24 protein-coding genes and 1 pseudogene are annotated in these 22264 nt (G+C 62.7%); 16 read left to right on the top strand and 9 right to left on the bottom strand.

The features are described from left to right. Positions 1–225: 225 nt before the first annotated feature. The 9 genes from J3E61_RS25920 to J3E61_RS25880 all read left to right on the top strand — a co-directional run bounded on the left by J3E61_RS25920 (position 226) and on the right by J3E61_RS25880 (position 7637). The gene (locus J3E61_RS25920; RefSeq protein ID WP_210086700.1) at positions 226–1398 is read left to right on the top strand and encodes a cytochrome P450; all 1173 of its coding nucleotides are present in this window, start codon (positions 226–228) and stop codon (positions 1396–1398) included. Next, positions 1398–2579 carry an acyl-CoA dehydrogenase family protein gene (locus J3E61_RS25915; RefSeq protein WP_210085805.1) on the top strand — a complete coding sequence of 394 codons (1182 nt, stop codon included), beginning with the start codon at positions 1398–1400 and terminating at the stop codon, positions 2577–2579. The genes J3E61_RS25920 and J3E61_RS25915 overlap by 1 nt, the downstream gene beginning before the upstream one ends. A 16-nt stretch (positions 2580–2595) precedes the next feature. Further along, the gene (locus tag J3E61_RS25910; protein WP_210085804.1) at positions 2596–3174 is read left to right on the top strand and encodes a MaoC family dehydratase N-terminal domain-containing protein; all 579 of its coding nucleotides are present in this window, start codon (positions 2596–2598) and stop codon (positions 3172–3174) included. Beyond that, on the top strand, positions 3174–3587 hold the full coding sequence (locus tag J3E61_RS25905; protein WP_210085803.1) for a Zn-ribbon domain-containing OB-fold protein: 414 nt from the start codon (positions 3174–3176) through the stop codon (positions 3585–3587). The genes J3E61_RS25910 and J3E61_RS25905 overlap by 1 nt, the downstream gene beginning before the upstream one ends. A 19-nt stretch (positions 3588–3606) precedes the next feature. Next, positions 3607–4716 carry an acyl-CoA/acyl-ACP dehydrogenase gene (locus J3E61_RS25900; RefSeq protein WP_210085802.1) on the top strand — a complete coding sequence of 370 codons (1110 nt, stop codon included), beginning with the start codon at positions 3607–3609 and terminating at the stop codon, positions 4714–4716. After that, positions 4713–5165, top strand: coding sequence for a MaoC family dehydratase (locus J3E61_RS25895; protein WP_210085801.1), 453 nt, complete (start codon positions 4713–4715; stop codon positions 5163–5165). The genes J3E61_RS25900 and J3E61_RS25895 overlap by 4 nt, the downstream gene beginning before the upstream one ends. After that, positions 5162–6331 (top strand): lipid-transfer protein, encoded by a 1170-nt coding sequence (locus J3E61_RS25890; protein ID WP_210085800.1) that lies wholly within the window; start codon positions 5162–5164, stop codon positions 6329–6331. Before J3E61_RS25895 ends, J3E61_RS25890 begins: the two co-directional genes overlap by 4 nt. A 29-nt stretch (positions 6332–6360) precedes the next feature. Further along, positions 6361–6963: a TetR/AcrR family transcriptional regulator gene (locus tag J3E61_RS25885; protein WP_210086699.1), complete on the top strand. Its 603-nt coding sequence runs from the start codon at positions 6361–6363 to the stop codon at positions 6961–6963. 101 nt (positions 6964–7064) lie between these two features. Continuing rightward, positions 7065–7637: a hypothetical protein gene (locus J3E61_RS25880; protein ID WP_210085799.1), complete on the top strand. Its 573-nt coding sequence runs from the start codon at positions 7065–7067 to the stop codon at positions 7635–7637. Between the two features lie 37 nt (positions 7638–7674). Here J3E61_RS25880 and J3E61_RS25875 read toward each other — a convergent pair whose 3' ends face one another. The 3 genes from J3E61_RS25875 to J3E61_RS25865 form a co-directional block, all read right to left on the bottom strand. Continuing rightward, on the bottom strand, positions 7675–8904 hold the full coding sequence (locus J3E61_RS25875; RefSeq protein WP_210085798.1) for a cytochrome P450: 1230 nt from the start codon (positions 8902–8904) through the stop codon (positions 7675–7677). Further along, positions 8901–10121, bottom strand: coding sequence for a CoA transferase (locus tag J3E61_RS25870; protein WP_210086698.1), 1221 nt, complete (start codon positions 10119–10121; stop codon positions 8901–8903). The genes J3E61_RS25875 and J3E61_RS25870 overlap by 4 nt, the downstream gene beginning before the upstream one ends. Positions 10122–10215: 94 nt before the next feature. Further along, the gene (locus J3E61_RS25865) at positions 10216–10746 is read right to left on the bottom strand and encodes a nuclear transport factor 2 family protein (RefSeq protein ID WP_210086697.1); all 531 of its coding nucleotides are present in this window, start codon (positions 10744–10746) and stop codon (positions 10216–10218) included. 141 nt (positions 10747–10887) lie between these two features. On the opposite strand from J3E61_RS25865, the gene J3E61_RS25860 reads away from it, so the two are divergent. Next, a complete protein-coding gene (locus tag J3E61_RS25860; RefSeq protein ID WP_210085797.1) occupies positions 10888–12525 on the top strand; it encodes an acyl--CoA ligase in 1638 nt (545 codons plus the stop codon). A 93-nt stretch (positions 12526–12618) separates the two neighbouring features. Then, positions 12619–13653 (top strand): dihydrodipicolinate reductase, encoded by a 1035-nt coding sequence (locus tag J3E61_RS25855; protein WP_210086696.1) that lies wholly within the window; start codon positions 12619–12621, stop codon positions 13651–13653. Here J3E61_RS25855 and J3E61_RS25850 read toward each other — a convergent pair. Then, complete coding sequence (locus tag J3E61_RS25850; protein ID WP_210085796.1) at positions 13650–14252, bottom strand: SDR family oxidoreductase; 603 nt, start codon at positions 14250–14252, stop codon at positions 13650–13652. The genes J3E61_RS25855 and J3E61_RS25850 overlap by 4 nt on opposite strands. Continuing rightward, positions 14252–14431, bottom strand: a complete 180-nt coding sequence (locus J3E61_RS25845) for an SDR family NAD(P)-dependent oxidoreductase (protein WP_210085795.1) — start codon at positions 14429–14431, stop codon at positions 14252–14254. The genes J3E61_RS25850 and J3E61_RS25845 overlap by 1 nt, the downstream gene beginning before the upstream one ends. Positions 14432–14531: 100 nt before the next feature. On the opposite strand from J3E61_RS25845, the gene J3E61_RS25840 reads away from it, so the two are divergent. Next, the gene (locus J3E61_RS25840; protein ID WP_210086695.1) at positions 14532–15344 is read left to right on the top strand and encodes a mycofactocin-coupled SDR family oxidoreductase; all 813 of its coding nucleotides are present in this window, start codon (positions 14532–14534) and stop codon (positions 15342–15344) included. 22 nt (positions 15345–15366) lie between these two features. On the opposite strand, the gene J3E61_RS25835 is transcribed toward J3E61_RS25840, so the two are convergent. From J3E61_RS25835 to J3E61_RS25825, 3 genes are read right to left on the bottom strand one after another with little or no spacing between them, the layout of a single operon-like run. Further along, a complete protein-coding gene (locus tag J3E61_RS25835; protein ID WP_210085794.1) occupies positions 15367–16473 on the bottom strand; it encodes a dihydrodipicolinate reductase in 1107 nt (368 codons plus the stop codon). Between the two features lie 15 nt (positions 16474–16488). Further along, complete coding sequence (locus tag J3E61_RS25830; protein WP_210085793.1) at positions 16489–17553, bottom strand: hypothetical protein; 1065 nt, start codon at positions 17551–17553, stop codon at positions 16489–16491. Position 17554: 1 nt separating this feature from the next. After that, positions 17555–18751 carry a cytochrome P450 gene (locus tag J3E61_RS25825; RefSeq protein WP_210085792.1) on the bottom strand — a complete coding sequence of 399 codons (1197 nt, stop codon included), beginning with the start codon at positions 18749–18751 and terminating at the stop codon, positions 17555–17557. Between the two features lie 135 nt (positions 18752–18886). On the opposite strand from J3E61_RS25825, the gene J3E61_RS25820 reads away from it, so the two are divergent. From J3E61_RS25820 to J3E61_RS25805, 4 genes and pseudogenes are all read left to right on the top strand, one after another. After that, a complete protein-coding gene (locus J3E61_RS25820; protein ID WP_210085791.1) occupies positions 18887–19546 on the top strand; it encodes a fatty-acid--CoA ligase in 660 nt (219 codons plus the stop codon). Beyond that, positions 19546–19740: a (2Fe-2S)-binding protein gene (locus J3E61_RS25815; RefSeq protein ID WP_210085790.1), complete on the top strand. Its 195-nt coding sequence runs from the start codon at positions 19546–19548 to the stop codon at positions 19738–19740. Before J3E61_RS25820 ends, J3E61_RS25815 begins: the two co-directional genes overlap by 1 nt. Next, positions 19737–20495, top strand: coding sequence for an SDR family oxidoreductase (locus J3E61_RS25810; RefSeq protein ID WP_210085789.1), 759 nt, complete (start codon positions 19737–19739; stop codon positions 20493–20495). Before J3E61_RS25815 ends, J3E61_RS25810 begins: the two co-directional genes overlap by 4 nt. An 11-nt stretch (positions 20496–20506) precedes the next feature. Next, a pseudogene (locus tag J3E61_RS25805) lies at positions 20507–21309 on the top strand (SDR family oxidoreductase). Between the two features lie 6 nt (positions 21310–21315). Here J3E61_RS25805 and J3E61_RS25800 read toward each other — a convergent pair. Then, positions 21316–22158 (bottom strand): SDR family oxidoreductase, encoded by an 843-nt coding sequence (locus tag J3E61_RS25800; protein WP_210085788.1) that lies wholly within the window; start codon positions 22156–22158, stop codon positions 21316–21318. Between the last annotated feature and the right edge of the window lie 106 nt (positions 22159–22264).

Here is a 22264-nt window from a genome sequence, read left to right as displayed (position 1 = left end):
GTCCGGCGCGTCTACACGGTACTCCGACATATTCATCCATTGTGTACACCTCAGGACGCACGGAGGTCAACGCTGTCGGGACATAGCCCAGGTAACTGGTGATTGACACGTCCAATCATCGTCCTGTAGACACAACCTAACCGGACATTAGCGGATATTGTGTCCGATCAGCCATTGCGTCGAGGAAGGCCCCGCGTGCCCAGTACGCCCACTTCAACGTTTCCTCTGCATTCGCCGGACTTCTATGCCGGCGATCCGTACCCGAGCTATCGGGAACTGCGCAACACCACGCCAGTGGTTTACAACGACGTCACCAACTTCTGGGCGTTGACGAAATACGAGGACATCCGCTTCGTTTCCGGCCACCCGCACTTGTTCACCTCGACGAAGGGCATCTCGATCCCGGATCCGGCGATGCCCAGCCCAGTCCAAGAGGGCAATCTGATCTTCACCGATCCGCCGCGCCATCGACAGCTCCGCAAGCTCATCAATTCGGGATTCACGCGGCGCCAGGTCACGTTGCTGGAGCCCAAGGTACGCGAGATTGTGAAGGGCATTCTCGACGACGTCGACCCGTCACGGGAGTACGAGTTCGCGGAGCAGATTGCAGCTCCCCTACCCACCCGCATGATCGCGGAGATGCTCGGCGCGCCACCCGAGGACTGGGAGCAGTTCCGCACATGGTCGGATGCCGCCGTGGGCACGGCCGATCCCGACATCGAGATGGACAACTTGGTGGCCCTCGGCGAACTCTACGAGTACTTCACCAAGCTGATCGATGCGCGACGCTCCGGAGAGGTCACGGGGCAGGACGACCTGCTGTCGATACTGGCGGCGGCCGAGGTCGACGGTGAGCGTCTAACCGATGCCGACCTGCTCAACTTCTCGTTCCTGCTTCTCGTGGCAGGCAATGAGACCACCCGCAATCTCATCGCATTGGGGACGCTGGCGCTCTTGGATCACCCCGACCAGTTCGCGCTGCTGCGATCCAAGCCCGAGCTGCTGCCCGTTGCCATCGAGGAGATGTTGCGGTTTACCAGCCCGGTGACCCACATGGCGCGCGAGGCCACTAAGGACGTCGAGATCCGGGGACAGCAGATCAAGGCAGGCCAAACTGTGGTCATGCTCTACGGTGCGGCTAACCGCGACGAAGAGATCTTCGGTCCCACCGGTGAGGAGTTCGACGTCACCCGTAATCCCAACCCGCACATCGCATTCGGCGCTGGTGAGCATGCCTGTCTCGGAGCGCAACTGGCACGGCTCGAGGCCAGGGTGATGTTCGAGGTGCTCCTGGGCACCTACCCGTCGATCGAACTGACCGGCGACGTGACGCGGCTGCGCGCCACGATGGTGCCGGGCGTCAAGCGCATGCCTGTCCGTTTGGGAGCGAGTATCTGATGGATTTCGATTACTCCCCCGAGCAGGAGCGACTCCGCAAGGAGTACCGCGAGCGCCTTGAGGCTGTGATGACGCCTGAGCGGCGTGCCGCGGTCGTCGGGAAGATGGAGGGCGGAGCTGCTGTCTCCGAAGCGCGGCGGGCGCTCGGCGAGGCTGGTCTGCTCGGCGTCGCGTGGCCAGTCGAGTACGGCGGCAGCGGGCTCACCGCGCTCGAGCAGTACATCTTCGGTGAGGAGGCCCGCCGGGTACATGCGCCGCTGCCGATGATCACGCTCAATACCGTGGGCCCCACGCTTATCCAGTACGGCACCGAGGAGCAGAAGAAGAAGTTCCTTCCTGCGATCCTCAACGGCACCGTCGACTTCGCGATCGGATACTCCGAACCCGGTGCGGGCAGCGACTTGGCCTCACTGAGAACCAGCGCGGTGCGCGACGGCGACGAGTTCGTCATCAACGGATCGAAAGTGTTCACCAGCGGGGCGGAGTTCGCGGACTACATCTGGCTGGCTGCCAGGACTGACCCAGAAGCCAAGAAGCACAAGGGCATCACGGTGTTCATCGTGCCGACCGATTCCCCCGGCTTCTCCTGGAAGCCGCTGCACACCATGCCGGGGGTTTCGACCTACTACACGTTCTATGACGACGTACGCGTTCCGGAGAGCGCCATCGTGCTCGGTGAGAACCAGGGGTGGAAGCTGGTGACGAACCAGCTGAACCTGGAACGTGCCGCCCTCGGCAATCTCGGCGCGCTCGAACCGCTCTTCAACAAAACCCTCGACTGGGCCCGGACAACGCCGCTCGACAACGGATATGTAATCGATCAGCCGTGGGTTCAACAGGCTCTCGCGCGTGTCGAGGCACAGGTCGCGGCTTACCGGCTGCTCAATCTGCGCGTGAACACGAATATCAGTTCGGGCGGGTTGGGCATGGGCGAGGCTTCGGCCGCAAAGGTTTTCGGCACTGAACTGACCCAGCAGGTGGCGCGCGAACTGCTCGACGTCGTCGGCCAGTCAGGGTTACGGAAGGGCGCAACGGGCCCTCTCGAGGGCGAGCTCGAAAGCGCCTATCGACTTGCCGTCATCAACACGTTCGGCGGCGGAGCGAACGAACTACAGCGCGACATCATCGCCATGGCCGGTCTGGGGTTGCCGCGTGCACCCCGCGACATGCGAGCGTCCTGAAAGGAAACCGACATCCGTGACTGCATTGACGAAAGAGGAACTGCGCCAACGCCTCGACGCGCTGATCGGTACACCGACCGACGGTGTCGGCAAACCGTCGCGCGCGCCTGATCCGGTTAATCCCGCGATGATTCGGCACTGGGCGTACGCGTTGGACGACATGAATCCCGCATACCTCGACCCCGAGTTCGCGAAGGGCTCTCGCTACGGCGACATCGTTTCGCCGCCGGTGATGCTGCAGACTTGGACCATGCCACCGCCGAAGCTGGCCGGTATCCACGAGCGCGGTGGAGTACCAATCGAAATCGGCGGAAGGAACCCGTTGCAGTTCCTCTCAGATGCCGGCTACACCGGCATCATCGCGACGAACTCCGAGTTCGAGATCGAACGCTACCCGCGCGTGGGTGACCAGATCACCGCCGAGACGGTTTTCGACTCGATCTCTGACGAGAAGAAGACCGCCATGGGCAACGGGTTTTTCGTCACCTGGGTCACCACCTACCGCGACCAGGACGCCAACGTCGTCGGCCGCCAGTGGTTTCGCACCCTGCGATTCAAAACGGGTGGGGACCCCGCCGGAACGGCTCGGGACTGATGGCCAGCAGACTCGCACCCTCGATCAGTCCTGATACCGAATTCTTCTGGTCGGGCCTCAAAGACAACGAACTGCGCATCCAGCGCTGCACAGCTTGCGCGACGTTGCGGGTTCCACCACGCCCGATGTGCGGCAAGTGCCAGTCGCTCAATTGGGACTACGTCGTCTCTACCGGTCGCGGGACCGTGTACAGCTTCGTGATGCCGCAGTATCCGCCGCTGCCGTTTCTCCAGTACCCGTATGTCGTCGCACTGGTCGAGCTCGACGAGGGGGTACGCATCGTGTCGAACCTGTGTGACATCGAACCCGACGCCATCAAGGTTGGGATGCCCGTCGAGGTCTTCTACCAGACCTTCGAAGCACTTCCGAGTGGCGATGAGTTGGTGCTGCACCAATTCCGGCCCGCCGGCTAACGGGAAGGCGATAAGCACAATGGACTTCACTTTCACTGAAGAACAGGAGACGGTCGGCAAGGTCGCGCGCCAGCTGTTCGAGCACCGCGCGACGCCCGAGCACCTCGCCGAGCTCGAGGCGAGCGGGGTTCGCTACGACGCCGCGTTGTGGAGCGAGCTCGCATCCTCGGACCTGCTCGGGATCGCGCTGCCAGAATCGTTCGGTGGCAGTGGCGGTGGGTTCCTCGAGTTGGGCGTGCTGCTGGCCGAGGTCGGGTTCAGTGTCGCGCCAGTCCCTGTATACGCAACGCTTGTCCTCGGCGCAGACACCATTGCCCGGCATGGTGATTCCAAACAACAGCAGAAGTATCTGCCGGGCGTAGCCGAGGGCAACACGATCCTCACCGCAGCGCTCGCCGAACCGGGAAACTCCGATCCGACGTCACCACGTACGACCGCGCACGCCGACGGCGACGTGTGGCGACTTGACGGCGCCAAGGAGCTGGTGCCCGCAGCGCAACTCGCAACGGCCGTCGTCGTATCTGCATTGGCAGACGACGGACCCGGCCTCTTCGTCGTTGACACGGAATCCGACGGCGTCAACATCAGCCCTGCGGCGACGACCAATGGCGAACCGCACGCCGACGTCGAACTCGCCGACGCCGTAGGCCATCGGCTCACCGCGCACGACGGCGCCGACGTCGTATCTGCCCTCTACACGCGGGCGCTCGTCGGCCTCTGCGCGATCCAAATCGGCGTCGCCGAAAGGGCTTTGAAGCTCGCAGCTTCCTACACCAGCGAGCGTGAACAGTTTGGACGACCCATCGGATCTTTCCAGGCGGTCCAGCAGCGCCTCGCCGACGCGTTCATCGACGTCGAGGCCATCCGGTGGACCACCTGGCACGCGGCATGGCTGATTGCCGAGGGCAGGCCCGCCGATCGTGAAGCGGCGATCGCAAAGTTCTGGGCCGCGGAAGCAGGAGCGCGCGTCGCCGCATCGGCACAGCAGGTGCACGGCGGCATGGGTATCGACGTCACGTACCCGCTGTCCCGATATTTCTTGTGGGCCAAGCAGAACGAACTCGCACTCGGATCGGCGTCACAGCAGTTGGCCCGTCTCGGCAGCACCTATTCGGAAGGAACGAGATGACCTCCACACTCAAGCGCACCTCCACGCTCGCGTGGAACAGCATCAACGTCGGCGACGAGGTCACACCGTTGGACGTGGACGTGACCACCACGCTGATCGTCGCCGGCGCCATCGCCTCACGCGACTACATGCCGGTACACCACGATCGCGACTTCGCGAATTCCCAAGGCTCCAAGGACATCTTCCTCAACATCCTGACCACTAACGGGTTGTGCGTGAAGTTCCTGCACGACTGGGCCGGGCCGGAAGCGATGGTCAAGAAACTGTCCATTCGCCTCGGCGTGCCGGCCTACCCGAACGACCCGTTGCGCTTCGAAGGCCGTGTCACGGACAAGACTTCGGCCGACGTAGAGGGGTTGGTCGAAGTGACGTTCAAGGGCATCAACAGCCTCGGCGATCATGTCTCCGGCACCGCTGTGCTCAGCCTGCTCGACGGGGTCGATGCATGAAAGACGGCATCGGCGGCAGGGCAGCGCTCGTCGGTATCGGCCAGACCGAATTCTCAAAGGAGTCTGGCCGAACCGAGATGCAGCTCGCCTGCGAGGCGGCGAAAGCGGCCATTGAAGATGCCGGGCTGCGGCCCAGCGACATCGACGGGATGGTGACCTTCACCGTCGACGAGAACGAGGAGATCGAGGTCGCCCGCAATGTCGGCATCGAGAACCTCTCGTTCTTCACGCGGGTTCCGCACGGCGGTGGCGCCGCCGCAGGCACGGTGATGCAGGCCGCGATGGCGGTCGCCACAGGCGCTGCCGAGGCTGTCGTGTGCTACCGGGCCTTCAACGAGCGCTCCGGCTTCCGGTTCGGCGGCGCGGGACGCCAACCCGGTGTGACGCCCCTATGGATGGCGCCGTATGCCCCATTCGGGTTCATGACACCTGCCGCCTGGGTGGCACTGCACGCGCAGCGCTACATGACGACGTACGGGGTGACCAACGCAGACTTCGGAAAGATCTCCGTCATCGACCGCATACATGCCGCGAAGAATCCCGATGCGTGGTTCTACGGTAAGCCGATAACCATTGAGCAGCACCAGGAGTCGCGGTGGATCATCGAGCCGGTGCTGCGCCTGCTGGACTGCTGTCAGGAGAGTGACGGCGGCGTCGCGATGGTGGTGACCAGCGTCGAGCGGGCTCGGGACCTAGCCAAACCGCCGGCCGTCATTACAGCTGCCGCACAGGGCGCGGCCTACGACGGCGAGGTCATGACGAGCTACTACCGTGAGGACATTACCGGCCTGCCCGAGATGGGTGTCGTCGGCAACAAGCTATGGCGCGACTCCGGACTCAAGCCGGACGACATCTCCACTGCGTTCCTCTACGACCACTTCACCCCGTTCGTCTTCACCCAACTCGAGGAACTCGGATTCTGCGGTCGCGGCGAAGCCAAGGACTTTGTATCGGTCGACGAGCTGTCCCTTGGCGGCCGAATGCCGATCAACACGAATGGCGGATTGCTCGGCGAGGCCTACATCCACGGAATGAACGGCATCACCGAAGGCGTTCGTCAGGTTCGCGGCACTTCGCACAACCAGGTCGACAATGTCGAGCACGTCCTGGTCACGTCGGGCACCGGCGTGCCGACCAGCGGGCTCATCCTGGCACCGGATCACTGAGCAGCTAATGTCAGCCAGTGAGCTCTAAGATGACGCAAGCGACGGCGGCCGACACCCGGGATGTCATCATCTCAGCAGCGTTCGCATGCTTTCGGACCCAGGGGCTGGCCAAGACGACCATCGTCGACATCGCCAAGGCGGCCGAGGTCTCCCGCAGCACGTTCTACGAATACTTCCGGGACAAGGAGACGATCGTCGAAGCCTGCGCCGAGGCGGCATCGCAGCGCTTCTACCGCAACATGGCCAAGGCGATCGACCGCCACGGTGGCAGCACCCTAGAAGGCCGGCTGGTGCGCGCCGCCGTATTCGTTACGCAGGCGCGCCAGGTCGTAGAGCCCGAGGCGTACTTCGACGAAGAGGAAGTCAACCTCATGATGACGAAGAACGCCGCGACCCTGCTCAAGGAGTGCGCCGAGTTCCTGGCCCCGTACGTGTCTGCGGCCAAGTTGACCGGCGAGGTCCGTAGCGACCTCGACGTCGCCTCTGCAACAGAGTGGTTCGCCCGCATGCTGTTCTCTCTTTTTACAACTCCCTCACCGACCATCGACATGCGTGAGGACGATGCCGTCGCGGAGTTCGTACGGGCCTACGCCGTCAACGGGTTCCTCGAGAATCGCTCTCGCCGACGTTAACCGCCTTTCAGAGAGGTTCGAGGCGGCTTCTGCGCAATTGAATACCGATATTCTCATAATTGAAATTGTCTATTACCATGGCTCGTCGAGGAGAGGCCGAGATGAAACTGACTGTGGCATCCGCGACGCAGGATCTTGTTCCACGGCAAGCAGGAGGCGCCCCGCCGAGCCGGGGTAGAGCCACGCCGCACAAGTTGCTTGTGCTCGGCTTCGACACCGCTGACATGGTGTCCGGGGCAGGCGGACTCGTCTGTGATTCGGTGCGCGCCGGCCTGCGTGTCGAGGTCTGCCTAGAAACCGTCGGCGACGAACGGGCGCTGCAGATACTCGGTGTAAGGGCAAGTCCGCTGCCTGATCGCTTCCAGTTCGACCCTGAGTGGCCGGACGTCGTCGTCTTCGCGGCCGCTCTGTATGAGCGCAATCAGGTAGTGCGTCGTCTACTCGCTGAGGCCACCAGGCGCCGCCGCTCCGACGTCGCGGGCTGGGGCGGTACATGGCCAATCGAGCCCGATGCCGGCATCAGCATCGAACACCAACTCAGCTCTGCCGCGCGGGCCTTTAAGCTGCACGCGATGAATGCCTCGGGGATTGCGGCCCAAGTCTCAGCCACCGAACCATTCCGCAGCGGGCAACGTCGCCTTGCCGACACCACGCCGCTGCTGCCTCGGGGATGAAATTACTTCCGACACGAGGCGGTGTAACGCCAAGGCTTCAGCGTCGCGACGACACCGGTACGTTGGACCAGCCGCACACGTTCGACATCGCCACGCGTCGCAAGCCACTGCGATCCACTTGGTACTCGGGGATGAAGTCGAGCAGCGCTTCGAGTGCGATGCGGCTCTCCATCCGCGCCAACGCAGCGCCCAGGCAGCTGTGTATGCCGTATCCGAACGCGAGGTTGAATCCCATCTTGCGCTCTCGATCGATGTTCAACCGGTCGGGCTCTTCGAACATCCGCTCGTCCCGCGTCGCCGAACCGGTGACGAGAAGCACCGCACTGCCCTCGGGAATCGTTGTTCCGTAGTACGTCACGTCACGAGTCGCGGTGCGGACCTGGTATTGCGACGGCGCCTCGTAGCGCAATAACTCCTCGACTGCTGCCGGAACCTTGCTTCGGTCATCGCGGAGTTTTTGCCACTGATCGGGAAAGTCGGCAAAGGCGACCATCGCGTTGCCCACCAGTTTGGTGACCGTTTCGGCGCCGGCGCCCCCAAGCATCGTGGCGAATCCAGTGATGTCGACGTCGGTGAGCTTTTCCACCACCCCGTCACGCTCGATCTCGGTCTCGATGAGCCGACTGATCATGTCATCTTCGGGTCGAGCCCGCCGCTGCTGGACGAGGTCGTAGTAGTACAGGCCTGTGTTGGTCGCCGCCTCGTATCCCTCTTTGGTGGTGGCGATCTCACCGGGATGGCGTTCGATCAGAAGGTCCAACCAGAGCCGGATTTGGTCGCGATCCTCTTTCGGAACGCCGAGCATCGTCGTGATGATCTCGTTCGGGAACAATGCCGAGAAGTCGGCGACGACGTCGAATGACTCGGGGTCCAGCGACTCGAGGCGTTCGTAGACCTTCTCGTGCACCATGCGTTCCATCGCCTCGATAGCGCGCGGGGTGAACACCTTGCTCACGAGTTTGCGCATCTTCTGATGCTCCGGCGGATCCATCGAGATGATCACCTTGGGCACCGGGATGGCGTCATCGTGGGCCTTCACCATGTCGAGAGTGGCACCCTTGGCCGACGAGTACGTCTCGTGATCCTTCGTCGCGGGTGCCACGTCGTCATAACGCGTCAACGCCCAGAAGTCCCACTTCGCGTTGTAGTAGATCGGCGCCTCGTCACGAAGTCGGCGGTAGGTGTTGTACGCCCCATTGAAGAAGTCTTCGGAGAATGGGTCGAATTCGATAGCGCCGTCTGCGATCTCGGACGTCGTGGCGCTCACAGGATCGCCCCGGATTCCTTGTATTTCATGATCGTGTCCCAGTCCATGCCGGCGTCCATCAACACCTCTTCGGTGTGCTGCCCGTGCTCCGGCGCACCCGGTGGAACGACGGATTGTTCGTCGAACTGAACCGGATTGGTAGGAAGCGAGTACGGCACGCCGTTGATGGTCTCGGTGTGCGCCACATAACCGTTCGCGGTGACCGCCGGGTCGACGCAGAGCTCGGCTGGCGTCTGCACTATCCCCCAGGCGCCGGAAAGCCCCGCAAGGGTGGCGCGCCACTCGGCCAGACTGCGTTTCGCGAACGCGTCGTCAAGCATCGCGATTAGGGCGACCCGATTTTCATATCGTGATGCGGGATCGGCGAATCGCGGATCGTCAATGACTTCGGGAAGGCCGATCACATGCATCGCCTCTGTGAAGAACTTGTCGAGCTGCAACATCATCAGCTGGACGTAGCGGCCGTCCCTCGTCCGGTAGGTGCCCACCAACGGATTGGGCGCATCGGCGTGGGTGAACTTCGGAATGGCACCGCCACCGTGTATCTGGCTCACCGCGACATCGGGGCTGAGATTCCACGCGGCCAGCCCCAGTAGCGATACGTCGACGACCGAACCCTTGCCGGTTTTCGCCTTCTTGTAGAGAGCCGCCGCGATACCCCCTGCGATCGTCATACCTCCGAGGAGGTCACCGAAAGCCGGACGGGAGCGCACCAGGTCGTCGGCCTCTTCGGTCAGGACGGTCGCGATGCCGCCCCGGGCCCAGTAGGACACGCCGTCGTACCCGGGCTTGTCGGAGTCCGGGCCCTTCGGCCCGTGCCCTGACCCACGCACATAGACAATGCTGGGGTTGGCGGCCCTGATGTCCTCGACGTCGATGCCGAGTTTTTTCCGACGTTCCGGTAGATAACTGGTCAGGAACACATCACAGGTCTTGGCGAGTTCACGGACCACTTCCTGACCGCCTGGAGTGCTGAGGTCTACTCCGATGGACTTCTTTCCGCGGTTCGGGATCTCGATCATGTAGTTCACTGCGCCGCCGCCCTCGTCGACGATTCCCATCGTGACGAGACCTCGCTGCGGATCGCCACCGTCGCGGGGCTCCACTTTGATGACCTCAGCACCCCATTCCGCGAGGACCGCACCTGCCGAGGGGACGAATGTCCATGCGGCAACCTCCAGCACTCGTACTCCACTGAGTACCTTGTCGACCGAGATAGCGTCCTCCCAGGAGCGATAATTAGCGTTTTCAAGAGCGAGAATGTCAGTTTCGGACAATTGTAAACCAAACAAGATTGCGAGTGATCGCGCCTCACGGCCGCGCAGAAAGCCGTCCAGGCAGAGCCGGATCTCCGCGCTCCCAGAACGCGCGCCACGTCGGCATCCGCATAGGCATCGCGGCGCGCAAAGTCACATCGGTCGGCCAGCGGACAAACTCCGGACCGGGGCGCTCCGTGACGTCGACTGAGTACCAGGGATATTCACGTCGCTTCACAAAACACCAGTGATCATCGTGGCGCTCATACGCATCGTCGTAACGCATCGTGATGACATACCACCCGTCGCCGTCTTCGTGCTCAGCCCGGCAGTAGACCGAGCCCGTGGCATGGTCGGCGTCGATGAAGTCGAACTGGTGGCCACAGATCAGATGAATACTGCGGTAGAAACGCCTCAGCACTCGGTCATACCACCGCTTCAGCGCCTCTCGACCTCGGCCCTCAGCTCCTGCCTCGACGTCGCTTATGAAGAGCTCAACCAGGGCGTCCAGGTCGCGTGCGTCAAGCGCCATCGCATATCTGCTGGGCAGTTGACTGATCGCGAGACTCGACTCGATGCGATCCAGTCGGTCAGAAGCAGTCGGATCCATTGCCGCCATGGCCGCAGTGTAGTTCCCGGTATCAACGCGAGAACCGCTGTTCTCACTTCCCGGCATACGCATTATCCTGTTGAAACCAACGACGATCAAAGGCGAGGACTCGACGCCATGCCCTTTCCGGCCATCACACCGACGATTCCCGCCCTGGTGAGGTCGAGCGCCGCGCGTTTCGGGGACAAGCCGTTGCTCGTCTCCGACGGCGAGGAGCTGACCTATTCAGACCTCGATCGGCGGTCCGCCGAGCTCGCGGTGGGACTTCTGGCCCAAGGAATCGCGAAAGGCGACCACGTCGGCATCCTGATGCCCAACAGCGTTGAATGGGCCCTCACGTGGTTCGCGATAACCCGAATCGGTGGCGTCGCGGTCCCGCTCAATACCTTCTACAAAGCCTCCGAACTGGCGTGGACGATGCGGCATGCCGACCTACGTGCGGTTGTGGTGCGGCGATCGTTTCGCAACCACAATTTCATCGAGCGCCTCGAAGAGTCCCTGCCCGGTCTCGCCGAGCAACGCCGGCCTGGTCGCCTCGCCCTTCGCCGCACCCCTTATCTGCGCACCGTCGCCGTCTGGGGGCCGTGCGACCGGGCTTGGGCCACCTCGGTAGCGGAGCTTGGCTCGCAACATGGCATCGACTCCGAGTTCCTCGTCGATGTGGAATCATGCGTCACCCCGGCTGACGAAGCCATGATCATCTACACCTCCGGCAGTACCGGCGATCCGAAGGCGCCCGTGCACACTCAGGGCACCCTCGTGCGCCACACCTACAACCTGACCTTCCACTACGGCGTGACACAGGACACCGTGATGTTCACCGCCATGCCGTTCTTCTGGGTTGGCGGCTTGATCACCGGCCTGCACGCAGTGATACATCACGGCGCCACGCTCGTCACCCAGCCCGCGTTCGAGGCGGCAGAGGCACTGGAGTTGATCGAACGCCATCGCGCGACCATCACCCTCGGCTGGCCGCAGCAGGGCAAGTCGCTTTCGGAACACCGCGACTTCGCCAATCGCGATCTCAGCTCCGTGCAGCGCACCAGCATGCCTGCGATGGTGCTGGCCGACCGTCGCCCAAAGGGGCCGAATGCTCTTGGCATGACTGAACTTTGCGGCAACCACATCGGTGTCGACCCGTATCCGTCCCAACCACCGGATCGAGTCGAAACGGGAGGGTTTTCAATCGAGGGGCTCAGTCACGTGCTAGTCGACCCCGAGACAGGCCAACCTGTTCCCAAGGGCACCCAGGGCGAGATCTGGGTCAGGGGCTACTCGCTCATGCAACGGCTGTACAAACGTGAGCGCGAAGACGTCTTCACCCCCGACGGTTATTATCGGACGGGCGACTGCGGCATCGAATATCCCGACGGCTGGATCAGGTTCACCGGCCGACTCGGCGATCTGATCAAAACTGGCGGCGGCACCAACATCACTCCCACCGAAGTCGAACTGGCACTTACGAACTGCGACGGTGTACTCGAGGCTTACGTCGTGGGCGCAGACGACGGGACCAATGGCACGGTGGTCGCGGCGGCGGTCGTGCCGCAAGGGAATGCCGAACTAGACGCCGATGATCTTCGCGCGAAGGTGCGCAAACAGCTGTCGGCGTACAAGGTCCCAAAGTTCATCTGGGTCACCGCCAAGGACACATTGCCGTTTACTGCGACAGGCAAGGTAAAGAAATCCGATTTAGCGGTGCAATTGGCGGAATTGCTGGCCAAACGCGAAGGCGAAACCGTCACGGCAGATTAGTTGTGAGGAGCGTCAACGGAATTACGAACAGCCAGAGGAGGAACGACCATGAGTGACAAGCCTTTACGCGTTGCCGTCATCTCCACCGGCTGGATCAGCAGCCTGTCGATACGCGCGATCGTTCGGCGGCCACACCTGGAACTGGTCGGGGTGTGGGTGCACAGCCCTGAAAAGACCGGACGTGACGCCGGCGAGATTGTCGGGCTCGGGCCGATCGGCGTGACGACGACCAACGATCTCGACGACATCATCGCGTTGAAACCCGACTGCGTTCTCTATGGGGCGGCTAGCGCCGAGATGGACGCCGCTGCGGTACGCGACTACGTGCGGTTACTCAACGGCGGACTCAACGTCGTGACCACCAACACGCCGGGAATGATGTTCCCGGACAGGTGGATCCCCGAACTCGCAGAACAGGTCCGTGCGGCCGCTCTAGCGGCCGGTGTCACGATTTATACCTCCGGCATCGAGCCAGGCTTTGCGGGCGACCAATTCGCGGTACTGCTCACGACGCTGTCGAACACCATCCGGTCGATTCGCGCACAAGAAATCTTTGACTACTCGGCCTATCCCAACCAAGACCTCATGATCACTGCGATGGGGTTCGGCAAGCCACTCGATTTCACCCCGCTGCTCGAACTCGAAGGCGCACAGCAGTTCGCGTGGGGACCGCCGATCGGACTCGTCGCCAAGGCGCTCGGCGTCACGCTCGACAAGGTCACCGAGTCCTACGAACGGGTGCTCACTCCGCGCGACCTCCACGTCGCGTGCGGAACCATTCCCGCCGGTACCTGCGGCGCCGTACGGGCAGAGACCACCGGCATGGTGAACGGTCAACCGGTGATCACGATCGAACACATCAATCGCATGGCACCCGATCTGGCGCCGGAGTGGGCGTCGGCACCCAACGGCACCTATCGCATCATCATCGAAGGCCAGCCGCACATGCAATGCGACCTCAGGCTCGGTACCGAAGACACGCCCGAATCGGCGAACGACAACGCAATGGAGGCAACGGCCATGCGGGTCGTCAATGCCATCCCCTACGTCGTCGAAGCTGCACCGGGAATCGCCACGTCGCTAGATCTGCCGATCACGGCACCGCGCAACGCACTCGACGTCGACTAAACGGTGAACATGGGCCCGCGCGGCGCTCCGCGAACCTCGTTACCGCCGTCGATGGCGAAGCTCTGGCCTGTCATCCAGCTGGATTCGGGTCCGGCAAGGTAGCGCACACCCGGTGCGATGTCATCCGACACCCCTAGCCTGCCCAACGGCACCCGGTCAAGGAAGCTGGTGGTGAGCTCCTCGAGGTGAATGTAGCCCTGCGTAGTTGCCGCCTCGGTCAAACCCGGCCGCACCGCGTTGACGCGGATGCCGCGTGGTCCGAGTTCGGAAGCTGCTACGCGGATGAGCATCTCGAGCGCAGCCTTTCCCGCGGAGTAGTGTCCGAGGCCTTCCATCGGGATCTTCGATGACGTCGATGAGATGAAGACGATGGATCCGCCATCGGTCATCAGTGGCACGGAATAACGCATGGCAAGGAAGTTCGACCGCAGGTTGCCCATGACGAAGTTGGTGAAGGTCTCCAGGTTCTGCTCGATGAGCGGGCCAGTGCCCCCGATCGCAACGGTGCCGAGGACGATGTTCAGCCGGTTGTGTACGTCGTAGGCGGCTTGCGCGGCCGCCCTCACGGTAGCCTCATCCTCCGGATCGCCCTTCTGCATCACGATTTCGGCGCCGGGCGCGACTTCAGGATGTTGTCTCTTGCTGCCTCCAGGCGTCTCATCGATCGCCCGAGCAGGTACAACGTTGCTCCGTCAGCGGCCAGCAGCTTGGCCGAGGCTTGGGCGATGCCGGCCGACGCACCCAGGATGAAAGCGGTCTGGTTGTCGAGCACGCCCATGTGTCGGCACGCTACCACTGCGCGAAATTGCAATTTCCGTTTTACAGAAATGGTAGTTCTCGGACCGGACGCGGTGAGGTAGCGTACGCATGTGCCAGATATGACCGGCAAGGTCGCGCTCATCACAGGGGCGGCACGCGGACAGGGGCGCGCCCATGCCGAACGGCTCAGCGCAGACGGCGCCGACATCATCCTGGCGGACGTCGCAGGCCCTCTGCCTCCCAGCGTCCCTTATGATTCCGCCACGCCGGAGGACCTGGCCGAAACCGCTGCACTGGTATGTGCGAACGGTCGCCGCGCCGTTACCGCGATCGTCGACACTCGGGATCACGACGGGTTGTGCGCCGCCGTCGACGATGGCGTCGCAGAACTCGGGCGGCTCGACGTGATCGTCGCCAACGCAGGCATCTGCGTGCCGGCGACCTGGGATCGGGTCTCCGCTCGCGACTTCCAGGACACCATCGACATCAACCTCATCGGCACCTGGAACACGGTCATGGCGGGCGCCAAGCACATCATCGCGGGCGGTCGTGGCGGCTCGATCATCCTCATCGGATCCGCCGCCGGATTGACCATGGAGCCGTTCATGATCGCCTACACGGCGAGCAAACACGGTGTGACCGGGCTCGCCCGTGCGTTCGCTGCCGAATTGGGCGTACACAACATCCGGGTGAACAGTCTTCACCCCGGGTCGGTCGTGACACCGATGGGAAGCGGCCGGATGGTCGAAGCGATGGTAGAGGCCGGCCAATCCAACTCCGCTCTGAGACATGGATTCAGCAAACAACTGTTGCCGAACGCGGTCGCGATGCCCGAAGACATCGCCAACGCGGTGGCGTGGCTGGCCTCAGACGAAGCGCGATACGTCACAGGTGCTGCCATCCCCGTCGATGTCGGCGTGACGGGCTCTTGATCGCCAGCCACCAGCGAATCAGCTATCGGACCCGCGTCCGTGATTGCCGGCTCACAATCGAGGGTCCCGCAAACGGTGTTCCAATGACACCGGCGGGCGCCTTGACGACGTCAGGAATCGAGTTGACCGCGGCTAGCGCCGTCACCTTGACGCCGGGATTGACATCATCGCCTGTCGACTGTTCCAAATGAAGTTCCAGGCTCATGCTCGGGCTGCCTTCGACCCGGAAAACCATGCCTCCTTCACCTTTTCGGGCCGGTTGCGGCCACCGCTTCGGCCACGGAGTAGAACTGACGGTTGCGAAGTACTGCACAGAAACGACGGTCCGGCCGTCGACGACTCCTCCGAGTTGCCACCGATGCGCACAGATGGTTCCCTTTGGGATCATACCGAGCCTGGTCTCCAAATCGGTGGGGGCAAGCAGTGTCTCCCAATCCAATTCGACGCTGTCGAGCTCCACGCCCAGGATGTCGGCAATGTAGCGCACGACCGTTTCCCAGTCTTTGTTCACCTTGCCCGACGCGATCCGGACCGGGACGTGCCCATCTGGCTTACCGAAGCCCATCGATTCATGAAGGACGTCCCAGATCGGGTAGGCCTTATCAAGGTCGAGGGCGTACTCGTCCATGCGATACGAATCGACGGTGCCCGCCCCGGCCAGCAATGCCGTCGGGATGTTCAGGCTGATGAACCCGGGCTCGGCACCGGTGGCGTAGAACGTCGAATTGCCCTTGGCGGCAGCGTCTTCCAGCACGCGTCGCCAATCTGCGGGCGCCGCCCGCGGATATACCAATGGGATCGTCGAGATGGTGACCACGTTGATCCCCGCCTCGAGATATTGGGCGATGTCCGCCAACGCCTCTTCTTCGCGCCGTACCGCAGTGGCGCAATACGCCACGCAATCCGGTGCCAGCGCCAACACCGACGCCAGATCGTCAGTCGCGAGCACCCCGACATCCGGCACGCCACATAGCTCGCCTGCATCCCGACCCGCCTTCTCGCGCGTCGATACCTTGACCCCGACGAGGTCGAGGTCGGGATCGTCGATGATTGCGCGAAGCGCTTGGCTACCTGTCAGTCCAGTCCCAACATGAACAACTCGGTAGCGTTCGGGCTGCGCTGTCGTCATCTCAGATCTGCTCCTTCATCTGAAGAATGGCCCCGGTTTTCCGGCATTCTCGAGGTGACCGTACGGGTCGTAGACCTTCACATTGGGATACGGATTCTGGTCGTATGCGGGGCGTGACAAACCCGCTTCCCGCAGGCCGGCAAGGACGGCCAGCGGTGTCGCGAACGATACGAGCCCGATGGCCACCGAGATCAGCAGCTGACGGGTCAGCGTCACCTTCGGTCTGCCCGCTCGTGCGGGCAGCCAGCGGGCGATCCTGTTGATGAGGACCAGCTCGTCGTTCTCGTTTCGGACGCACATCACCGCGACCATGCCGAAGATGATCGAGTCGTAGACGGCCATGATCAGCGGAAAATGGATGCGACCGATGTGCAATACCGGCCCGACGGCTTCGGTGTAGAAGAAAATGCCTGCCTTCATCCAGGTGAACTGGATCAGACCGTTGATGGGGATCGCGACGACGGTCGCGCCGATGAACACCGCAACCAGCCGATGACGGTCAAGCCATCTCGTTCGTCGCAACAACCGATCGATGAATCTGTCGTGCAGTTGCAGGAAGCCCAGCCCGTTGAACAGGTAATAAGCCGCATATCCGCCGAGGAATGCCAAGGCAGGCTCGAGGTTTGGCGAGATGTTCACATACGGCCAGGACAGCGGGAAGTGCAACATACGGGGATCGAAGATGGCGAAGGTCGCCCAATTGGCGAGTGGATCCAGCGCGCCCGTGATCAGACCTGCGAACGCGATGATGACCGCCCAGTGGACTTTTCGCTGCCGCCAGGACAGCCAGACCAGGACCGAGATCAAGCCGATTGCCATCGGTACCGAGCTGATCGCAACCGCGAGCGGCCAGTGGTCGAACCCTAGGAACGGCGGATATGGCGCGGGGCCGGGATTCGGGTTGCTTCTCGTCGGATCGCCGTGCAGGCCAGACTGGATGTTCGCGACCGTGACGGTGGCAAAAGTCAAGTAGAGGACGATGAACAGTCCCCATCCGATCTTGGTGGGCCAGGACGAATAGTTCGCGATCGGGTGTTCCGAAGTGCGTGAATGCGCTTCGAAATCAAGACTATTCGTCATGTCACACCGACACTGGGAGTGTCGCCCAGCCCCGGACGCTGGTGGTGTGGGCGCGTTTGGCCGCTTCGTAGTCGACTTCCCAGTCGGGCCACCGCGTCAACACTTCCTCGAGTGCGATGCGCGCTTGCACCCTGGCCAACGCGGCGCCGAGACAAAAGTGGATGCCGTGACCGAAGGACAGATGGGCGCCCTTGCGACGGATGTCAAAGGTGTCGGCGTCGGGGTACTGGCGCTCGTCGCGGTTGGCTGATCCGTTGAGCAACAACATCGCCGATCCTTCGGGCACCGTCTGCCCGTAGTGCTCGACGTCGCGAGCGACATAGCGGGCTTGCACCGGTGACGGCGCTTCGTACCGAAGGACTTCCTCGACGGCATTAGGAATCAGGCTGAAATCGGCTGCGAGCGCCCGTCGCTGGTCCGGATGATCAGACAGCAGCTGGCCGGCGAATCCGATCAGCCGAGTCGTAGTCTCGTTGCCCGCCCCGACGACGGTTCCGGTATATGTCAGCACCTCACCGCGCGTCAGTCGTCGTCGGGTTCCGTCCGGCTCTTCCACTTCCGCGTTGACCAGATCGGTCATCAAATCGTCGGATGGGTGGTCGTAGCGCCAATCGATGAACTCCTCGAGCATGGAGCCCGTTTCGGTCAGCACGTCCTCGGCGACTTCGCCCGGGCGGTCATCAGAGAGCTCGAGCAGGCGGTCGTTGCTCTCCCGAATGGCGGCCTGACGGTCCTCTGGGATGCCGAGGAGGTACCCGATGGTGCGCATCGGCATCCAAGCTCCAAGGTCGGCGATGAAGTCGAAGCGGTCTGCCTCCGCCAGTGGCTCCAACGATCGTCGGCAGAATTCCCTGGCCAATGGCTCGATGGCGGCCATCCGCCGAGGCGTGAAGACTCCGGAGAGAAGGCGGCGGTGTAGGTCGTGGATCGGGGGGTCCTCGAACAGGATGATGCCAGGCGGCACCTGGACTCCGTTGAGCAGAAACTCGATGACGGTGCCACGCCCCGACCGGTAGTCCTGCCAGTTCACCAGCTCGCGGGCTACGTCAGAGTGCCTGCTCAGTGCATAGAATCCGATCTCCTCGTTGCGGTAAAGCGGTGCGTCGTCTCGCAATTGCTTCCACACCGGGTAAGGGTCGTCGTCGATCTCGAAGTCGAACGGATCGTAATACGGCTCAACCTTCACCCTGTATGCCACGACGTGAGAATATGCGTTATCGGATGCGGGAGAGGGGTTTTTCCCCTACTCGGCTGGCCGTGAACTACTGCCCCCCTGATGGCCCCCGCGCATGAGAACCTTAATTCTCACATGCGAGAATGTCACCAAACATCGATGGTTGGGTGGAGGTTATTCGTGGCACAGCCTGCCCGCAGCTTCGTCTTCGCCGTCGAGTTTCGCGTCGCCGACCCGGAACGTGTCGGCTCTGTACTGGCGCGGCACGAGGAAAGCCTCCGGGATCTGGGGGCGCGATACGCGTTCGTCTACGAGTCGGTTCTCGAACCTGGAAAGGTGCTGGCCGTTATCGGTTTGCACACCGATCAGCCGTTACTCAACCTGCTGCGATCGCCGTACTTCTTCGACTGGTTCGACGCCGTCGGCATCGACGACTTACCCGCCGTTTTCGCCGGAGAGACGTTAGGCCGTTTCGACCTCGGCGGCTCACCTACGTCGGGCAGCGACGTGGTGGTTGCCGCCGTCACCCCAGTCGACGACGTCGACGAGTTCTTGGCCCAGGTTAGGAACTCACTCGAGGAGTTCTCGAGCGCCGGCATTCGAAGGACACTGGTTTACCGCGCCTTCGACACATTCGGTGAAGTGATGTTCCTGCACCAGGTCGCCAGCCCGAGTATCGCCCTGAAGTGGATCGAGGACTCCGAGGTGGCCTCCGACTGGCTCATCGCAGCGGGCGTGGGCGCCTATCCGCCTGTCTTCGTAGGGCGCTTCGTCCACGCCATGCGGCTGGCCCAGACAAGCGGAACGGACTTGCACTGATGTACGTGTGCCTATGTCAGGGGGTGACGATAGAAGCCGTTTCGAAGGCGGTTGCGGCTGGCGCCGCGACATGCAACCAGGTGTCCGAAGCCTGCGGGGCCGGGTCTGAATGCGGTCGATGCCGTCGCACCGTCCGCGCGATCATCGATTCTTCGTCGGCGACGGCGTCATCCGGCCAGAGGAGGCAAAAATGAGTGATCGGCATTCCAACATCGCCGAGACGCGAATGCTCATCGTCGGAGCGTCCTCGGGTATCGGGCACGCGCTGGCGCTCGCTGCCCATTCGAGGGGCGCCGACGTCGCGCTCGCCGCCCGTCGTGTCGAGCGCCTCACCGAACTAACTGAAAAACTCGGCGGTTCCGCGCACGAACTCGACGTGTCCGACACGCGCGGCATCGAGCGCGTGGTCGACGAGGTGGCCGCGAGATTCGGACAACTCGACGCCGTTGTGTTCACCAGCGCCGCTGTACCGTTCGCGCTCATCGAAGAGACGGACGTAGAGACGTGGCTGCATGCCTACGCGGTCAACGCTGTTGGCGCGTCACACGTACTGCGCTCGGCACTTCCCTATTTGGCCGACAATGCCGTAGTACTGGTTGCGTCGAGCCACGATGTCGGCCGGCCCCGTGCCGGTGTCGCGGCCTACCACGCGAGTAAGGCGGCGTTGGACGAAATCTTGCGGTCCTGGCGGGCCGAACACCCCGATCTGGCCATCATCCGGGTCAGTGTCGGCCCGACAGAGGGCACTGAGATCCTCCGAGGAGCGGACCGCGACCTGCTGGCCGACCTGTATAGAGCATGGGCTCAGGAGGGACAGATTCCAGCCAAGATGTCCGCGGTCGAAGACGTCGCCAACGCAATGCTTTCGTTGATCGCCGTCTCGCGCGCGAACCCAACGGTGGTAAGCGACATCGTGCACCTGGCGCCCCGATTCATCAAGGGACACTGATTAGGAGACACATGGACTTGGGATTCGCAGGCTCGACCGCAGTCGTCACCGGCGGCAGCAAGGGCATGGGTTTGGCCATCGCCGAAGTCCTTGGCGCCGAGGGCGCTTCGGTAGCGATCATGGCGCGAGGAAGAACCGCGTTAAAGGCGGCCGCTGATCGGATCCGGGCTGCGGGAGCTCCCGAGGCGCTCCCGATCATCGTCGATATGGCTGATGCCGATTCCATTGCCACGGGATTCGGTGCGGTCCGCGACGCCTGGGGCAACCTGAACGTGCTGGTGCACACCGTCGGCCCTGCCGCGGGTAGCTTCGAAGAACTCGATGACGACGACTGGTACGCCGCATTCGACATGGGAACCATGGCGGCCGTCCGTTCCGTACGCGCCGCGCTGCCCATGTTGCGCGCCGCCGAGTGGGCCCGCATCGTCACCCTTTCGGCACACTCGATTCAGCGTCAGAGCGCCCGTTTGGTCGCATATACCGCGACCAAGGCGGCGTTGTCGAGTTTCACCAAGAACCTTTCGAAGAGCCTTGGACCGGAGGGCATTCTGGTCAATTGCGTATGCCCCGGCACCATCGTGACAGCCAGCTTCACGGAGATCCTGAAGGACACGCTGGCCGCCGAGAGCCTCGACTCTGCCGATCCCCATGACGTCATGACTTGGGTGGACCGCACCTACGGCCATCCGTGCGATATCGGCCGGGCAGGCTTACCGGAGAAATCGCCTCGGCCACCGCCTATCTCGCGTCGCGCCGCAACGGTTACGTCACGGGCGCGACCATCAACGTCGACGGCGGCTCGGACTTCATCTGAGTGGGTTCAGCCGTTCTTCGACATCTCCGTAGCCGCAGTATCCGCCCACTTCGCCTGGTGACGGCCCATCGTCATCGCGCCGTTCCAGCCTCCGTCGGTCCACAACACCTCGCCGCCGACGTAGCTCAGCCGGGGGCTGCCCAGACAAATCAGCGGCCAGGCCTGCTCCTCAGCCGTGGCATAGCGACCGACTGGCCCGATCGCCTGGTCGACCGTCTCCTTACCCATCAAGTCCTGGAAAGCCGGCATCATCGCCGTCTCTGTGGGTCCCGGATTGATGCAGTTGATCCGGATACCCTTGGCCCCCAACTCCGGATACCACCAGCCAACCCACGCGTCGATGATGTACTTCGAGTACGCGTAACCGCTCCACGACCACTGCTTCTCGTTGGTCTTGAGCCACTCCACCGCGCCGTCGAATCCGTCGGTCTCGAGCAATCCACTGATCACTTTGATGTGATCTTGCCAGCCGATCGCCGCCGAGGACGAGATGACGCTGATGGCCGACCCCTGAGACATCTTGGGCACCAGGGCTTCGGCCAGGTGGCGCGCCCCGACGAAGTTGACCAGGATCGTGTCCCACTCGCTGAACGGCGGGCCGGGCAGCCCCGCACAGCTGAAGAGGCCGTCGACAGGTCCGTCGATAGCCGCTGCCACCTGCTCGATACTTTCCCTGTCACGCAAGTCGATCTGCATAGCACGGGCGACGGGAACCGTAGTGGGCTTGATATCGAGCGCGGTCACCGTTGCGCCGAGGTCGACGAGGATCTGAGCGGCCGCCTGGCCCATTCCGGAGGCCGCGCCCGTGACGACGACGGACTTCCCTTCGTACCTCAAGACGTCATCCACGGCACTTCCTTTCGACGGCTTGCACCGACTTGAGAGAACTCAACTTTGCGCCTTATGAGAACAGACATTATCACCACAGATACAGTGGCTTGTGCTCGGAGTTGAA

The sequence above is a fragment of the Mycobacterium sp. OAE908 genome, assembly GCF_017872775.1.
In the GTDB taxonomy this organism is placed as follows: Bacteria; Actinomycetota; Actinomycetes; order Mycobacteriales; family Mycobacteriaceae; genus Mycobacterium.
This window is presented reverse-complemented; position numbering and strand designations above follow the sequence as displayed.

Coding starts and splice junctions, on each gene's coding strand:
- J3E61_RS25915 (WP_210085805.1), top strand. CDS start 1,398: ATGGATTTCGATTACTCCCCCGAGCAGGAGCGACTCCGCAAGGAGTAC.
- J3E61_RS25905 (WP_210085803.1), top strand. CDS start 3,174: ATGGCCAGCAGACTCGCACCCTCGATCAGTCCTGATACCGAATTCTTC.
- J3E61_RS25900 (WP_210085802.1), top strand. CDS start 3,607: ATGGACTTCACTTTCACTGAAGAACAGGAGACGGTCGGCAAGGTCGCG.
- J3E61_RS25895 (WP_210085801.1), top strand. CDS start 4,713: ATGACCTCCACACTCAAGCGCACCTCCACGCTCGCGTGGAACAGCATC.
- J3E61_RS25890 (WP_210085800.1), top strand. CDS start 5,162: ATGAAAGACGGCATCGGCGGCAGGGCAGCGCTCGTCGGTATCGGCCAG.
- J3E61_RS25885 (WP_210086699.1), top strand. CDS start 6,361: ATGACGCAAGCGACGGCGGCCGACACCCGGGATGTCATCATCTCAGCA.
- J3E61_RS25880 (WP_210085799.1), top strand. CDS start 7,065: ATGAAACTGACTGTGGCATCCGCGACGCAGGATCTTGTTCCACGGCAA.
- J3E61_RS25860 (WP_210085797.1), top strand. CDS start 10,888: ATGCCCTTTCCGGCCATCACACCGACGATTCCCGCCCTGGTGAGGTCG.
- J3E61_RS25850 (WP_210085796.1), bottom strand. CDS start 14,252: ATGCAGAAGGGCGATCCGGAGGATGAGGCTACCGTGAGGGCGGCCGCG.
- J3E61_RS25845 (WP_210085795.1), bottom strand. CDS start 14,431: ATGGGCGTGCTCGACAACCAGACCGCTTTCATCCTGGGTGCGTCGGCC.
- J3E61_RS25840 (WP_210086695.1), top strand. CDS start 14,532: ATGACCGGCAAGGTCGCGCTCATCACAGGGGCGGCACGCGGACAGGGG.
- J3E61_RS25835 (WP_210085794.1), bottom strand. CDS start 16,473: ATGACGACAGCGCAGCCCGAACGCTACCGAGTTGTTCATGTTGGGACT.
- J3E61_RS25830 (WP_210085793.1), bottom strand. CDS start 17,553: ATGACGAATAGTCTTGATTTCGAAGCGCATTCACGCACTTCGGAACAC.
- J3E61_RS25820 (WP_210085791.1), top strand. CDS start 18,887: ATGGTTGGGTGGAGGTTATTCGTGGCACAGCCTGCCCGCAGCTTCGTC.
- J3E61_RS25815 (WP_210085790.1), top strand. CDS start 19,546: ATGTACGTGTGCCTATGTCAGGGGGTGACGATAGAAGCCGTTTCGAAG.
- J3E61_RS25810 (WP_210085789.1), top strand. CDS start 19,737: ATGAGTGATCGGCATTCCAACATCGCCGAGACGCGAATGCTCATCGTC.